This window comes from Streptomyces microflavus (assembly GCF_014650075.1).
Classification (GTDB): Bacteria; Actinomycetota; Actinomycetes; order Streptomycetales; family Streptomycetaceae; genus Streptomyces; species Streptomyces microflavus.
Genome location: NZ_BMUG01000008.1, coordinates 354,429 through 369,480, shown reverse-complemented (window position 1 = coordinate 369,480; position 15,052 = coordinate 354,429). Strand labels below are relative to the sequence as shown.

Annotated in this window: 15 protein-coding genes and 1 pseudogene; 10 read left to right on the top strand and 6 right to left on the bottom strand. The window is 68.3% G+C overall.

Annotation, left to right across the window (positions count from 1 at the left end):
• Positions 1–119: 119 nt before the first annotated feature.
• The 5 genes and pseudogenes from IE264_RS24505 to IE264_RS38720 all read right to left on the bottom strand — a co-directional run.
• Complete coding sequence (locus tag IE264_RS24505) at positions 120–1,013, bottom strand: endonuclease/exonuclease/phosphatase family protein (RefSeq protein WP_229887726.1); 894 nt, start codon at positions 1,011–1,013, stop codon at positions 120–122.
• Between the two features lie 93 nt (positions 1,014–1,106).
• Complete coding sequence (locus IE264_RS24500) at positions 1,107–1,721, bottom strand: DUF6624 domain-containing protein (RefSeq protein ID WP_032755234.1); 615 nt, start codon at positions 1,719–1,721, stop codon at positions 1,107–1,109.
• The gene (locus IE264_RS24495; protein ID WP_032755236.1) at positions 1,718–2,872 is read right to left on the bottom strand and encodes a GntR family transcriptional regulator; all 1,155 of its coding nucleotides are present in this window, start codon (positions 2,870–2,872) and stop codon (positions 1,718–1,720) included. Before IE264_RS24495 ends, IE264_RS24500 begins: the two co-directional genes overlap by 4 nt.
• A complete protein-coding gene (locus IE264_RS24490) occupies positions 2,869–3,102 on the bottom strand; it encodes a hypothetical protein (RefSeq protein WP_032755239.1) in 234 nt (77 codons plus the stop codon). Before IE264_RS24490 ends, IE264_RS24495 begins: the two co-directional genes overlap by 4 nt.
• Before the next feature lie 53 nt (positions 3,103–3,155).
• A pseudogene (locus IE264_RS38720) lies at positions 3,156–3,491 on the bottom strand (ATP-binding protein); the annotation flags it as partial.
• Positions 3,492–3,825: 334 nt separating this feature from the next.
• Between IE264_RS38720 and IE264_RS24485 the strand changes: the two are divergent.
• From IE264_RS24485 to IE264_RS38715, 3 genes are read left to right on the top strand one after another with little or no spacing between them, the layout of a single operon-like run.
• Complete coding sequence (locus IE264_RS24485) at positions 3,826–5,277, top strand: helix-turn-helix domain-containing protein (protein WP_491590527.1); 1,452 nt, start codon at positions 3,826–3,828, stop codon at positions 5,275–5,277.
• Positions 5,278–5,309: 32 nt separating this feature from the next.
• Positions 5,310–6,212 (top strand): phosphotransferase, encoded by a 903-nt coding sequence (locus tag IE264_RS24480; RefSeq protein ID WP_032755721.1) that lies wholly within the window; start codon positions 5,310–5,312, stop codon positions 6,210–6,212.
• Positions 6,161–6,412 (top strand): DUF6879 family protein, encoded by a 252-nt coding sequence (locus IE264_RS38715; protein WP_352396417.1) that lies wholly within the window; start codon positions 6,161–6,163, stop codon positions 6,410–6,412. The genes IE264_RS24480 and IE264_RS38715 overlap by 52 nt, the downstream gene beginning before the upstream one ends.
• Before the next feature lie 67 nt (positions 6,413–6,479).
• On the opposite strand, the gene IE264_RS24470 is transcribed toward IE264_RS38715, so the two are convergent.
• A complete protein-coding gene (locus tag IE264_RS24470) occupies positions 6,480–7,802 on the bottom strand; it encodes a hypothetical protein (protein WP_190167694.1) in 1,323 nt (440 codons plus the stop codon).
• A gap of 793 nt (positions 7,803–8,595) precedes the next feature.
• On the opposite strand from IE264_RS24470, the gene IE264_RS24465 reads away from it, so the two are divergent.
• The 7 genes from IE264_RS24465 (at position 8,596) to IE264_RS24435 (ending at position 14,986) form a co-directional block, all read left to right on the top strand.
• Complete coding sequence (locus IE264_RS24465) at positions 8,596–8,901, top strand: helix-turn-helix transcriptional regulator (protein ID WP_078657388.1); 306 nt, start codon at positions 8,596–8,598, stop codon at positions 8,899–8,901.
• A 50-nt stretch (positions 8,902–8,951) separates the two neighbouring features.
• Entirely contained in the window at positions 8,952–10,187 is a 1,236-nt protein-coding gene (locus IE264_RS24460; RefSeq protein ID WP_032755243.1) for a tyrosine-type recombinase/integrase, read from the top strand.
• A 110-nt stretch (positions 10,188–10,297) separates the two neighbouring features.
• The gene (locus tag IE264_RS24455) at positions 10,298–11,176 is read left to right on the top strand and encodes a HipA family kinase (protein ID WP_190167693.1); all 879 of its coding nucleotides are present in this window, start codon (positions 10,298–10,300) and stop codon (positions 11,174–11,176) included.
• Positions 11,173–11,556 carry a DUF3037 domain-containing protein gene (locus IE264_RS24450; RefSeq protein WP_015607235.1) on the top strand — a complete coding sequence of 128 codons (384 nt, stop codon included), beginning with the start codon at positions 11,173–11,175 and terminating at the stop codon, positions 11,554–11,556. The genes IE264_RS24455 and IE264_RS24450 overlap by 4 nt, the downstream gene beginning before the upstream one ends.
• Before the next feature lie 193 nt (positions 11,557–11,749).
• Positions 11,750–12,511: a 3-oxoacyl-ACP reductase FabG gene (gene fabG, locus IE264_RS24445; protein ID WP_015607234.1), complete on the top strand. Its 762-nt coding sequence runs from the start codon at positions 11,750–11,752 to the stop codon at positions 12,509–12,511.
• Positions 12,512–12,531: 20 nt separating this feature from the next.
• Positions 12,532–13,287: an SDR family oxidoreductase gene (locus tag IE264_RS24440; RefSeq protein WP_015607233.1), complete on the top strand. Its 756-nt coding sequence runs from the start codon at positions 12,532–12,534 to the stop codon at positions 13,285–13,287.
• Between the two features lie 118 nt (positions 13,288–13,405).
• Positions 13,406–14,986 carry an ABC transporter substrate-binding protein gene (locus tag IE264_RS24435; RefSeq protein WP_032755249.1) on the top strand — a complete coding sequence of 527 codons (1,581 nt, stop codon included), beginning with the start codon at positions 13,406–13,408 and terminating at the stop codon, positions 14,984–14,986.
• The last annotated feature ends 66 nt before the right edge of the window (positions 14,987–15,052 follow it).

Genomic DNA, 15,052 nt, shown 5'->3' with positions numbered 1-15,052 from the left:
GCCGTTCCCTCAGTCCGTGGTCCTGCGAGGAAGGGACGCGGACGCTGCGTACTGGGGCAACCCCGTGTCCGCCGTACGGCCCTGGCACAGTTCAAGGCCGTACGGCGGAGTTCAGAAGGTCAGGTGCGGGCAAACAACGCGTAGTTGGTGAGCATGTCGACGAGAGCGCTGCGGTTCACCCTCCAGACGACGACGTGGTGGTCGGACGCGTCGAGCGGCACCTCGAAAACCTCGACGCCGATCACGGCGGGCAGGAGGCTGGTGGTGACGTAGATGCGGTCGATCCGGGTGTCGGGGCCGTGGGTCGCAGTGCCGTTCACGGTGCGGGACAGCGCGGCAGGGTTGCCCTTCTCGGCCCAGTAGCGGGCGACGTCTTCGAGGCCCGCTTCGCGGAGCGTGTGGTCCGGTTCGGTGTCAGGAACGCGGACACCATCCGGGCCTCGGCGCGAGCGGTGGAGACGGTGAGGCCGGTCCCTGATTTCGGAGAGGACGGGCAGGGGCAGGTCGCCCGGTGCGCCTGGCTCCGGGCAGCTGTTGTTGTCGCCGCCGCCCGCGAAGGGCAGCACGATCTGGCAGCCGTCCGGGGCCGTCCACCCCTTGTCGGCCCAGGTGGTCATCCACTCGGCCTCCAGCAGGCGCTGCTGGGCACTGCCGTAGGCGAGGTGGTAGCTGGCGAGGTTGAAGGGCACCGCGTCGGGCCCGGCCTCCGTGAGGCGCACGGTGATGATGGTGGGCGGTAGGACGAAGCCCGGGGTGCGGTCGGTGGACCAGTCGCGCACGAGCTCGAACTGCTCCGGGTTGTAGAAGATGGCGGTGCAGGCTCCGGGACCGAGAACGCCGCGCATCCCGAGTGCCTGGCACTGCTCGTTGAAGACCGTGTGGCCGCGCGCGTCAGCGCCGAGCATCTCCTGCCGCAGGACGATGTCCGGCTCAAGGCGGCGCAGGATCTCGTCGGCGGCCCGTCGGATATCCGGGTCGCCCTTGCCGTTGCGCTCTAAGTTCCAGCAGACCACGGTCAGCGGCGTCGGCGTTATCAGAATCCCTTCAGGTCACGTACGGGGAACGGCGGAGTGGGGGTATGGGGGAGCGGTCGCCCGTGCCCACGGTCATGCTGCGGCGGTCAGGTTGGCGGTGGGCAGGTCGTCGGCCGCGGCGTGGGTGGGCGGTTCGGCGGCGAGCTTCTGCCGGAGAGTGGCCAGGGCCTCGGCCGCCGGGGGCAGCCCGACCCCCGACCGCCGCTCGTCCAGCTCCTCCGGGTTTCGGACGGGCAGGCGGACCGGGATACCGTCGGGGCCGAGCTGGTGCTGCGTGCCGTAGACCTGCGGTGCCCCGTCCGCGCACAGGACCCGGTCGTGCAGGTGTACCCAGTCCCGCTTCGACGCGGTGCCCCGGTGTACGGCCTGGTACATCTCGCGCATCGCGGCGACCTGAATGTCCCGGCGGGGGTCGGCGTGCAGCGCGATCAGGTAGGCGGCTTCGGCCGCGTCCTGGCCGACGAGGGGCAGGTCGGGCCATCCGTAGTCGCCAATCAGCCGACCGAGGAACACCGCGTTGCGGTAATCGGTGTGGCGGCCCGGACCGAGCCCGGCCGGCCGGGCGGTTAAGGGCTGGCGGGCGAGGCGCTGCCAGTGCTCCCGTGCCGCGTCCAGGCAGTGGATCAGCTCGGCGGCCAAGTCCGGCCGGCGCGGGCCCGGCAGGAGCCCGATCGGTGGCGTGGTCATGCGGAGTCCCCTGCCAGATCCTGGAGTTCGAGGACGGCGGCGGCCAGGCACGCTGTGCGCCGCAACTGCTCCTGCGGATCATCGGGTTGAGGGGCGAGTGCGGTGACGGCGGCTCGCCGCATCGTCGCCTCGGCCTGGGGGGTCTGGTGGTGGGCGTGGGGGGCCGGGATCAGATGGGCGGCCATGCTGGTCAGGGTGCGGTGGGTATGGGGCACCCTGCCGGGGGCTGGAGTGATGCGGTGGTGACACCAGGACCGGGCCCGGCGGCAGGTCTCGCGGACCCGCTGGGGGCTGGTGTCGCTCCCGGCCGAGCCGGCGAGCGTCAGGCGCAGGCCGACGGTGGTGAGGGCGAGGGGCGCGGCGACGGCGAACCCGGGATCCCGTACGACGACGGCCCGGTTGCCCACCCCGGAGCGCACGGTTCTCTCGTCGTACAGGAGGGCCACGGCCGAGGAGATGACCGGTCTCGGGGTAACCAGGGGGCGGGTGAGATCGGCCACCCGGGGCAGCGCCGAGCCCGGCGGGTAGACGCCCTCCCGGATCAGGGTGCGCAGCCACTGAGCCACCTGCGCGGAGCGCTCCGAGCGCCCTGCGGGGGCGCCGGTGACCCGTGTGCCGGTGCGGTTCGATTCGACCAGGCCCTCCACCTCCAGGTCCGCGAGTGCCAGCTTGACCCGCACAACGGACACGGGAGCGAGACACAGCTCGGCGGCGGTACGCCGTGCTCCCAGCAGGGAGCCGGACGGACAGGTGCCGTCCGCGATCCGGCCACGCAGGTAGTCGCTGATCCCGGTCACGGGCGGCTCCAACCGGCTGTACTCCAGCATCGCGAGAAGGAGATTCCGAAGGGCCGTGCAGAGCGCGGGCACGTCGGTCCCGGCCGGTGCGTGGGTGCCCTGCCTCGTCTCGACGGCCGCGATCAGGGCCTGCCACCGGGTGCGCTGCGTCACCGACCCCATGTCCGCGACGCATGCGTGTGCGGCTTTCACCCATTGGTCAGCCAGATCGGTCAGCTGTACGGGCACCGGTGCCACAGTTGTGCTGGCTTCGGGCGCGGCCCGCTCAACCATGAGGAGTTCGCGCAGGGCGTTCCGGACATGCCCGTAGGGCGGTCCGAGGAGGAGGGTGCGCTCCGGCAGGGGCGTGGTCATGACGGGCTGTCGTCCTTCACATCGTGTAAGGGGAGGCCCACGGCGGGGCTGGCGTGTGCCTGCCCGGCCCTGAGCGGGGGGTCGAGGTCATCGACCGGCTCGCAGCCGGTGAGATCGCGGACGAGCTGGGTGGCGAGGATCCACCGCAGGGTGTCCTGGTCGCTGTAGGCGACGTACCGCTCGTTACGAGTGGTACTTCCGCCTCGCCCGGCCAGCGGAAGAAGGCCCACACTCCCTTGCCGACAACCTCTCCGTCACGTGTCGCGGGAGCCGCCGTCCAGTGGTCGGCAATCGCGGAGACGAGCCGGAGACCGCGTCCACCGTCCGCGGTGTCGGGCCGGAACACCGGCGCGGGAACATTCGGCGAGTTGTCAGTCACCAGGATGCCGAGTGCCGCGCCGGGTTTGACGGAGAGCGACAGCCCGAGCGTTTCGGTCTCTCCCGCTGGCCGAGTTCGCCCGTGAAGCACGGAGTTCGTCACCAGCTCGCTGGCCACGAGAAGGACGCGGTCCGTCAGCTCATCCTTGCGGCTGAATCCCCAACCCAAGAGCTCTTTCTGAAGGAACTGCCGCGACTGGGGCACGGCCTGTCCCGAGTTCGCGAGATGGATCGTAGCCATTTCCGCCTCGACACCGTGCGCCAGGACAGCGAGGAACTGTCCGGTCTTCCGAGTCGACGTCATTGAGCGCACCCCCAATCCTGGATGGCGGGTGCCGCCGGCCGATGTCCGGAGCGTGGCGGCACCCGCAGGCTCACGAGCCAAGACCGTCAGGTGTCGTGGCCGGCGAGCCGCTTGTGGTCTCGGGAAGCCCGAGGAGGGCAAGAGTTGCCCCCGTGCACTAGGAGCGGCAACCGTGACGGTTCACGTAAACGTGACCGGCTTGCGTGACGCTTCACGTATTTCCAGGGCCGTACTTGACGGAGCCGCGTTTTCTTGAAACAGAGCGGACAGCATGTCAGTACGCTGGTCGGCGAGTTCGAAGGGAATCAACTCCATGCGACGTGGCCCTGGACCCCATCGTCCGTCCTGCGCAAAGCGGTTACGCGAGAGCGGTGCCGAACGCGGACAGTCAACCGACGAGATCGCCCGCACGATTCAGACGCACTGCTCCGTCTCCCCCTTGCGCGCACAGCGTCTGGCCATGGGCCTCACCCTGACCGAGGCAGCGGACCAGATCCGCGAGCTCGTCTCTGACCTGGACAGGGCCCCCCGGGTCACCGTGGAACAGCTGCGGCTCTGGGAAACGGGAGGGCATCAACCGCTTCGTTCCACCGTGCTCGTGCTCGCCGCCTTCTATGGCTGCTCGCCCGGGGGGCTGGGCCTGGAAGACACCGAGGCCGTCGCTGGCATCGTCCTCCGAGCAGAGTCCCGGCATGGGCACCGCGCCGAGATCACCCCCATGTCCGCCATCGGCGAGCGGATCCCGACGGCTGCCGAGCACCTCTCGCACAGGGTTGACGCCGCGCGGCGTGCGGTGGACCGTACCCTGGCCTCCGCGACGGTCAACTCCAACCAGCTGGACCACATCGACGAGATGGTCCTTTGGGCCAGCCAGGAGTACATCTCCACCCCGCCGGCCCTGATGCTCACCCGCCTTCTGGACCTCCTTGCCGAGGCCGAGGAGCTGGCCGCATGCCGACAGCCAGCCGCCGTCCAAGTTCGGCTCTCGGAGCTGACTGCGATGCTCTCCACGCTGACTGCCGACGCACTCATGAAACTTGGAGACCTCACGCGGTCGCGATCTTGGTACGCCACAGCGCGTACCGCTGCGGACGACAGCGGAAACTCGGAGCTTCGAGCTCGCGTCAGGGCTCAGGCCGCGATGCTGCCCTTCTACTACGGTCCGATCACCCAGGCGGTGAATCTGTGCCGGGAGGCCAGGGCGATCAGCAGCAGAGCACGAACCAGCGCCACGCACGCCTTCTCGGCAGCAGCAGAGGCGCGGGCCCTGGCCAAGCTTGGCGCCGAGGCCGAGGCCGAGGCCGCACTGCGCTACGCGACGAAGGTGTTTGAACAGTTCGGCGGAGACTCGGCGGACGATGCCTTCGCCTTTCCGGAGCGCCGCTACCTGCTCTACAAGAGCGGGACGCTGACCGCCCTCGGGCACACGCGCGAGGCCCGCCAAGTCCAGGATCAGGCGCTCGTCCTCTACCAGGACAAGACAGGGATCGATCCTGCCCTCCTCCGGCTTGAAGCAGCCATCTGCTACGCGCGGGACCGAAGCCCTGACGAGGCGTGCCAGCTGGCCGGCGCCACCTTCCTGCGGATGGACCCCGCCCACCGCACACCGATCGTGGAGGAAAGAGCCCGCGAGGTTGTACAGGTCCTTCCGTCGGCTATACGGACAGGCCGGGCGGCGCGCGAGCTTCTTGAGATCATCGAGCTTCCGCCAGGCCGGATGTGACAGGACGGCCCGTGTCGGTAAGCCTGTGCGACATGACAATCACGCCGGCCCCGGGTGGGTTCGACGAGTTCGAGATGTACCAGGTACTAGAGCGGGCCTGCGCGAAGGCCGGCCTCGACAGCCGTGATGCGCGTCTGCTGCGCGGTCACACCAACGCGGTTCTCCTCCTGGAGAAGGAGCAGGTGGTGGCCAAGATCGCTCGGAAGGGAACGGACGTCGAGAGCGTTGCGCGCACAGTTACCTTCGTACGCTGGCTCATCGAAGCAGGCTTTCCTACCGCCCCGCTGCACCCCTGCGATCAGCCGCTGATCGTCGATGGGCACTCTGTCACCTTCTGGACCTACCTGCCACAACCCGAGCACCCGGTGGCGGCCGGGCAGCTGGCCGGTCCCCTCAAGGCGCTCCACTCGCTGCCTCCGCCCCCGATCGCCCTTGCTGAGCACGACAACATCCGTGCGATCCGCCGCTCACTGACCGCGATCACATGTCTCCCTGCCGCAGCCATCCGATACATGGAGGAGGAGGCAGACCGACTCGAGGGGGCATTGTGGGGAGTCGACTTCGCGCTTCCCCCCGGACTGATGCAGGGCGACCCACAGCACCGAAACGCGTTGCACACCACCGACGGATCTGCGGTGCTGTGCGACTGGGACACGGTCGCCCATGGTCAGCCGGAATGGGACCTCGTCACGGTCGAAGTCCACTGTCGGCGGTTCGGCTACGGCCAAGCTCACTACCAAGCCTTCGCGAGCACCTACGGGTGGGACGTAACGAAATACGCCGGCTACTCGGTTTTGCGTGATATTCGGGAGCTGCGCATGATCACCACTAACGCACGAAAAGTTCGACATGCTCCTGAGTCTTTGAGCGAGATCCGGCGGCGATTCGACGGGCTCAGGAGGAGGGACACGCAGCTCCCCTGGAACATCCTCTAGCGTTCGGCCTAGAGCCCTGCTGCCCCGGCAACGACCTCTGGCCGATCGACGGCCGTCTCATGCTGTTCCACTGGTTCACCGGTGTTGGCGAGTGGGCGGGTCACGAGTTCAACGAGGACTCGGCCACGGTCAAGATGGTGATCGCCGCGTTCGAGGCCGTCTGGGAACGGGCCATCCCGCACGAGGAGTTTACGACCTAGCCTTACCGTCCCACCCTCACCGGACTCAAGCACGGCGCCTCCAAGCCGCCTTACCGCCTCGGCAAGCTCACGGTGTCCACAGAGGAGAAACCCGCTGCGGCGTCGAGGAGTCGGCCAGCAGCGATGCGACACCGTGGGGAACACCGAGCTTCCCCAGAGCCCAGTCGAGCGCATTAGCTTCGGCGTCGCACATTCGGGCGATCAGACTGGTCTGTTCAGGCAGAAGGATTCGTCGGGGGATCATGATCGTTTCCCGGACCCGGTCGAGGGGCAGTCCTCGCCGGAAGCCCTGTGCGGCGGGGCGGAGCGCGTCCTCGTTCGGCGGAAGCGGCAGGCGTCGGCGGGCCGCGTTGGAGACGACGATCCCGGCGACGTGAACGTACTCCGCCAGGAGCGGCCCCAACAGGTCCGCGAGCGCATCGGTCTTGGCGGCGAGCGACATCTCGGCGAAGGGAGTCGGGAAGTGGAAGAGACCGCTGTGGTCCTCCACCCAGATCCAGGCGGTGCCTGCCCCCGCCGTTTTGGCGCACTTGCCGTGCACCTTGCTTAGGAGCCGCCTGCCCTGGTCGCTCTCCACGGTGTCCCCGGTCAGGGTGGTGCCCTGGGGAGCCGTGCCAGGGTGGACGGTCAGCCGCCTCCCGGCGCTGCTGAGGACATCGACCGCGGCCTCCAAGGCCGCGCACTGTTGGGCGGCCTCCTCGGTCCGCTTCTTCCAGGTCTCGAAGTCGCCGCCGCTGAGGAGTTCGGGGAGGTCACCTTCCCAGTAGATGTCACGGCCCCTGTCCAGGGCGAAGAGATGAGCCCGGACGTTCTCGCGGAACCTCTCGTAGTCCTGGAACTTCTGATCTTCGGCGAAGGTGACGACCTCGATGAAGACGGGGCCGATACGAACATCGCCGGGGCCGCCACTGGCTTTTGCCGGCTCCAGCTCGACCCTGAGTCCGTGGGCCGCCCCCATGAGCGCGAGCCGGGCCTGTGTCTGGGAATGCAGGAACCGGGACAGGGTGACGTCGCAGCGTGCATCCCGCTTGACCGAGGCAATGCCCGGCACCGCGGCTTCCTCCAGATAGGCGTATGCGGCCCACCACCGCACTGCTTCCACCCATGCTCCCGGGGCGGCTCCGTCCATGAACTGGAGCACCGGGGCGTGTCGGCCCAGACCGACGAAGGTGTCGCTGGCCCGACCCGGGGCGGGGGAGGGGACCACGGCCTTGGGCAGCCAGCGGCTGTTGAAGAACGCGGTGAGTCCGGCCACGGCGCGGGCGGTCACCTGATGACCTGCGGGGGAGAGGTAGCCGGCACCCTCCGGGCAACCGAACCACGCCTCCCAGTCGATCGCCCGGCGGCCCTGGTCGATCGCCCGCCATATCTCTTCGTCACGAGGGTGCATGCCCGTGATCATGACGCATCCGCAGACGAGGATGCGGGGATTTTCCCGAACATTCGGCGCTTCCTCCCGGCTGGCCCTGGACCAGTGCCTCATCCGGTCCGCATCACAGCAATAGCGGACAGCGACTGCGGATCGCGACCGGCGCCCCCCGCATGCTCATTTGGAGGGACTTCCTATCGCGCCCAAAGTGGCCGACTTCCCGGCGGGGTGGTAGCGGGCATTCGCTTACGGCAGACGAGGATTGACGGCAAGAGACTGGAACCTAGGCCGGGAGCATGTCAACGTACAACATCCCGAAAATGCCAAGGCGGACGAGGAGGTGATCGACAGGAATGGAGGGAGAGATTGCAATCCCAGACTTGTGGGATTGGCGGCCTGGAGTGGTTTCTGCGTAGGAGGTCCGTGCGTCTGGTATCGCGACCGCGCAGTTCTCGTGCATATTGCAGCGCACCCGGGCCGCGAGGAGGTACGTGGCCCGGGCCGTGAATGTTCCCGAGCGCCGCGTAGCGCGAAATCTGGATCGCCTAGTAGCTGACGGTTCGCTGGTGCTCGTTGCAGACGGTGCCTCACCGGCCCTGAGCTCGTACCGGTTGGCTTACTGACGGAAACCCATCCGAGGTACTGCGACCTCATCGGCGGGGCGCGCGCAACATAGCCGACGATCGCCGGTTAGCCAAACCGGCGATCGTCAGGACCATTCAGGTGTTCGCATCCGGCTGTGCTTGGCGGTGGAGCCGTAGTGGACGTGGGCTGCCCGTGCCCGTTCTCTTTCGTCTCTCACAGGAAGCGCTCCATGCCTACTCGATCGCTGCTCGCTCCCTCAGCTGTGCCTGACCCCGCCAGCGCGGGCCGCGCCTGCTTTCTCAACGTAAAGGATGCCGCCGCGTACCTCGGCATATCACCGCACACCCTCTATGTCTGGCGGCATCGACGGCAGGGCCCGCCGAGCTTTCGCATGGGTCCTCGTGGTCGCGTCATGTATCGGCGGACGGCCCTCGACGCCTGGATTCATGACCAGGAACGAGCGGACTCTCGCTCCAACCCTGCTTTGAACCCACTCAGCGCGGCTCCGCAGCGACGTGGGAACCCCGGTGCTTGACGCATCGAATGTTGTCGGACGGGTTCGTACCCTCTTGAAAGGAGACTTGTTTGGCCGGCTATATCGAGGATCGGTGGCTCAAGAAGAAGAAGGATCCGGTCACCGGGAGAAGGGAGAAGACCGCTCGCTACGGTAAAGGCAAGCGGTACAAGGTCGCTGGCATACCTGGGGTGCGAGACCGATCCTTTGAGGTGCTGGAGGATGCCAAGGCGTGGCTTCGCCGGGCGGCCACGGACGAGGAGCGAGGCGAGTTCGTAGACCCGCGCGACGGGTCCATTACGCTGGCCGACTACATCGCGACGCACTGGGCACCAGGGCGAGGTGGTGCTCCGAAGACCCAGGACGGTCAGGAGCGTAGGTGGCGTCTCCATATTGTCCCGCACCTGGGCCAGCTTCCGCTCAGGAGCATCGCTGCAACGGATCTGCGCGCGTTCATAACCAAGTTGGAGTCGACAGTCTCGTCAGTCGACTACCAGCGCGGCATCCTGTCCGAGCTCTCCTCCATCCTGGAAGCGGCCGTAGACGACAAGCGCCTGGCGCGCAACCCGATGCACGCGAAATCCGTGCGGTGGCCCAAGTCGCCACGGGAGCGGCGCGACGCGTGGCCGATGGACACGGCACTGCGCGTCCGCGATGCCATCAGTGAGCGGAACAGGATCGCCGTCGTAGTCGGCCTGGGGTGCGGACTCCGCCAGGGGGAGGTCTTCGGGCTCAGTCCCGAGGACATCGACCACGGGCGCGGCCTGCTGCACGTTCGGCGCCAAGTGCAGGCGATTCACGGGAGGCTGTACTTCGCCTTGCCGAAGGGGAAGAAGATCCGCACGGTGGATCTGCCCCCTTCGGTAGCCGAGGAACTCAAGCGTCACATCGAAGCGTTCCCGCCGGTAGAAGTAGAGCTGCCGTGGGGCAAGCCGGAGGGGGAGAGGAAGAAGTTCTCCCTGCTGCTCACCACGCGCTTCGGCAACGCTGTCGCGGTGAACACATGGAACACCTACACCTGGAAGCCCGCCTTGGCCAAGGCGGGCGTCATCCCGCCGCGCGCCGAGGGGGCGAAAGCCTGGCAGTGGGCGGCGGCTCCGAAGGACGGCTTCCATGTGCTTCGGCACACCTACGCCTCGATCATGTTGGAAGCCGGAGAGTCCGTCGTGACCCTGGCTCGGTGGCTCGGACACTCCTCGCCTGCGATCACTCTCGGTTACTATGCTCACTTCATGCCGGAGGCCGGAAGCAAGGGGCGCGGCACCATCGACGGTCTGCTTGGGGAGCGCGGGGTATCAGCTTGCTAGTCGAAACTCCCCAGATTCTCCCCAGCGCTGTTGACCTGTGTTCCCGGCCTCTACGCTCCGGAGACGACTTCCGTGGATTGCAAGGTTGAAGAGATGGGTGGCCTGGGAAAGTGTTGCAAAAGGTCGTAACGACCCGCTATGTCACGCCCCTGCGGGAGGGTGGATCGCTCCCCGGGATTGTCGAGGCCGACGATCTCGGTACGTACGTCATGAAGTTCACCGGAGCCGGCCAGGGCCGCAAGACGCTCGTCGCGGAGGTCATCTGCGGTGAGCTGGGGCGGCGGCTGGGGCTGCGGGTGCCGGAACTGGTGACCATCGAGCTCGATCCGGTCATCGGTCTCGCCGAGCCCGACCAGGAGGTGCAGGAGCTGCTCAAGGCGAGCGGCGGACTGAACCTCGGCATGGACTACCTGCCGGGCTCGCTCGGCTTCGACCCGCTCGCCTACGAGGTGGGCGCGGCCGAGGCGGGGCGGGTCGTCTGGTTCGACGCGCTGATCAACAACGTCGACCGCTCGTGGCGCAACCCCAACATGCTGGTCTGGCACGGCGACCTCTGGCTCATCGACCACGGCGCCACCATGATCTGGCACCACAACTGGCCGGGCGCCCAGGCCTCGGCCGCGAAGCCGTACAACGCCTCCGACCATGTCCTGGCCCCCTTCGCCCCGGACATCGCGGCCGCGGCCGCCGAGCTCGCCCCGCTGGTCACCGAGGAGCTGCTCACCGAGGTGGCCGCCGACGTCCCCGACGCCTGGCTGGCCGACGAGCCCGGGTTCTCCTCCACCGACGAGCTGCGCCGGGCCTATGTGGCGCCGCTGCTGGCGCGGGCCGCCACCATCCACGAGCGGATCACCCTGGACGCGCCGGCCGCGAACCGGCCCTCGCAGGCCCCGGGCTGGCTCACCGAACGCCTGCCACCCCGGCCTCAGCCGGCCGGTGAGGACCGCGCCGCGGCAGCCGCCCGTACCGGCCAGGAGGGTGGCCGATGACGCGCCGCGACGTCTTCGAGTACGCGCTCCTGCGGGTCGTCCCCCGGGTCGAGCGCGGGGAGTGCTTCAACGCGGGGGTGCTCGTCTACTGCCGGGCCCACTCCTTCGTCGCCGCCCGTACGCACCTGGACGAGGTGAAGCTGAGGGCGCTGGACCCCGACGCCGACGTGGTGGGCGTACGGGCCGCCCTCCGCGCGGTCGAAGGGGTCTGCGGCGGCGGGGAGGGGGCCGGTCAGGCGGCCGGTGACGACGCCGGGCGGCGCTTCCGCTGGCTGATCGCGCCGCGCTCCACGGTCGTCCAGCCCGGCGCCGTGCACAGCGGGCTCACCACCGACCCGGCCGGTGAGGTGGAGCGGCTGTTCGGCCTGCTGGTGCGCTGAGCCCGGTTCGCGGGCGGGGCCGCCGAGTGTGACGTGCGGCCCCCCGGGCCGCGCGCCGTTGACACCGGGTGCCAGGGCTTCTAGCGTCTCGACTGCTGAAGGTACTAAGCGGTTGCTCAGTCATCGGGCCTCTCTGTCAGGGAACGGCCACGACGTCCGCTGGGCCGCTATCCAAGGGCGAGGAGAACTAAGCATGTCCACCACCGAGCAGCGCGTCGCCATCGTGACGGGAGCGGCGCGGGGCATCGGCGCCGCCACCGCCGTACGCCTGGCGGCCGAGGGCCGCGCCGTCGCCGTACTCGACCTCGACGAGGCGGCCTGCAAGGACACCGTCGAGAAGATCACCGCCGCCGGGGGCACCGCGCTCGCCGTCGGCTGTGACGTGTCGGACAGCGCCCAGGTGGAAGCCGCCGTCGCGCGGGTCGCCGCCGAGCTGGGTGCCCCGACGATCCTCGTGAACAACGCGGGCGTGCTCCGCGACAACCTGCTGTTCAAGATGAGCGAGTCCGACTGGGACATCGTGATGAACGTCCACCTCAAGGGTGCGTTCCTGATGGCGAAGGCCGTCCAGGCGCACATGGTGGAGGCCAAGTTCGGCCGGATCGTCTCGCTGTCCTCCTCCTCGGCCCTCGGCAACCGCGGCCAGGCCAACTACTCCGCCGTCAAGGCGGGGCTCCAGGGCCTCACCAAGACCCTCGCGAAGGAGCTCGGCAAGTTCGGCGTCACCGCCAACGCCGTCGCTCCCGGCTTCATCGTCACCGAGATGACCGCGCAGACCGCCGCCCGCGTCGGCATGGGCTTCGAGGAGTTCCAGGCCGCCGCCGCCACCCAGATCCCGGTCCAGCGCGTCGGCCGCCCCGAGGACGTCGCGAACGCCATCGCCTTCTTCGCCGGTGACGACGCCGGCTTCGTCTCCGGCCAGGTCATCTACGTGGCCGGCGGCCCCCTCAACTGACCCGAAGGGCAGCGAACGACATGACGGTGCAGGACAGCGGAAAAGTCGCCCTCATCACGGGCGCGAGCCGGGGCATCGGCTACGGGATCGCCGAGGCGTTCGTCGCGCGCGGCGACCGGGTGGCCATCACCGGACGGGGCGAGGACGCCCTCAAGGAGGCCGTGGAGCGGCTCGGCGCCGACCGGGTCATCGCCATCCCGGGCAAGGCCCACGACGAGGCCCACCAGGCGGCAGCGGTCGAGCGGACCATGGAGGCGTTCGGCCGGGTCGACTACCTGGTGAACAACGCGGGGACCAACCCGGTCTTCGGCCCCATGGCCGAGCTCGACCTCAACGTGGCCCGCAAGGTCTACGAGACCAACGTGATCTCGGCGCTCGGCTTCGCCCAGCAGACCTGGAAGGCCTGGCAGAAGGAGAACGGCGGGGCGATCGTCAACATCGCCTCCGTCGCCGGTGTCGCCCCCTCGCCGTTCATCGGCGCGTACGGGATGTCGAAGGCGGCCATGATCAACCTGACCGCCCAGCTGGCGCACGAGTTCGCGCCGGTCGTCCGGGTCAACGCGATCGCCCCCGCGGTGATCAAGACGAAGTTCGCCGAGGCGCTCTACGAGGGCCGCGAGGCGGAGGCGGCTGCCGCCTATCCGCTCGGCAGGCTCGGTGTCCCCGAGGACATCGGGGGTGCCGCGGCCTTCCTGACCTCGGCACAGTCGGACTGGATCACCGGGCAGACCCTGGTGGTCGACGGAGGAATTTTCCTCAACGCCGGCGTGGGCTGAGAGTGGCCTGAACCGGTTTGGCCCTGATTGACTCAAGTGCCCCGCTGGACCGACGGATTGTTCCGGCGGGGCGCTGCGGTATGGTCTGCCGACCCATGGCTGATCGAGGAGCGTGCACGTGTTCTACCGGGCCAGTCTGCAGGCCGCTGCAGCCCTAGCATCCCTTTCTCTGCTGGCAGGCTGCGGTCTTCTTTCCGACAGCGGATCGGAAGAGAACCAGAAGATAGCCGTCGGGACGACGAGCTCCCCGTCCACCCTGGACCCCGCGGCGGCCTGGGACGGTTCCTGGGAGCTGATGCGGAACATCTACCAGACCCTGGTGAGCTTCCCCACCGGCAGTACGAGCCCCGAGCCCGACGCGGCCGACACCTGCACGTTCACCGACGCCACGAGCATGGCCTACCGGTGCACGCTCAAGAAGAACCTCAAGTTCTCCAACGGCGAGAAGCTCGACGCCGAGGCCGTGAAGTACTCCATCGACCGGATCGTGGACATCCACTTCAAGGGCGGCCCGGCCGGCATGCTCGGCTCGCTCGACCGGATCGAGACCAAGGGTGACGACACCGTCATCTTCCACCTGAACAAGTCCGACGCCACCTTCCCGTTCATCCTGGCCACGCCCGCCATGTCCCTCGTCGCCCCCGGCGACTACCCCAAGGACAAGATCCGCGACGACGGCAAGGTCACCGGCTCCGGGCCCTACCTCCTGGACTCCTACGAGGCCGGCGTCACCGCCGAGCTGACGAAGAACCCCGACTACAAGGGCTTCGCCAACCGGAAGAACAACGCGGTCACCATCCGGTACTTCGAGAAGTCCAGCGACATGGTGAACGCGCTCAAGTCCAAGGAGATCGACGCCACCTACCGCGGTCTGACCGCCGAGGAGGTCGTCGGCCTGGAGGACAAGAAGGAGGGCAACAACGGCCTCCAGATCATCGAGACCACCGGCGCGGACATCCGCTTCCTCGTCTTCAACCCGAAGGACCCGGCCGCCGCCAAGCCCGCCGTCCGCAAGGCCATCGCCCACATCGTGGACCGGGACGCCCTGGTCGCCAAGGTCTACCGGGGCACCGCCGAACCCCTCTACTCGATGATCCCCAAGGGCATCTCCGGGCACACCACCAGCTTCTTCGACACCTTCGGCGATCCGGATGTGAAGAAGGCGAAGGAGCTCCTCACCGACGCCGGGATCACCGCGCCGGTGAAGATGACCTTCTGGTACACCACCGACCGGTACGGCTCCTCCACGCAGCCCGAGTTCGAAGAGCTGGAGCGGCAGCTGGAGAAGACGGCGCTCTTCGACATCACGCTGGAGAGCGCCCCCTGGAAGACCTTCCAGGAGGGCTTCACCCAGGGCGACTACCCCGTCTTCGGCCGTGGCTGGTTCCCCGACTTCCCGGACCCGGACAACTTCATCGCCCCCTTCGTCGGCGAGGAGAGCGTCACCGGAACCCCGTACCGCAACAAGGAGATCACCCAGCAGCTGATCCCCTCCACGCGGCAGGAGAGCGACCGGGGCGCGGTCAGCAAGCAGTTCGAGCGGGCCCAGCAGATCCTCGTCGAGGACGTCCGGCTGCTGCCGCTCTGGCAGGGCAAGCTGTACGTGGCCTCGGGCGAGGACATCGGCGGCGGCGAGCGCGCACTGGACCCGCAGACCGTGATGCAGATGTGGGAGCTGTACCGCAAGGCCAGCTGGTAGCGGATGTACGGGCCCGGGGAGGCGGCCTCCCCGGGCCCGTTGTCAGTGGTGGGCGGTAGGTTCTGG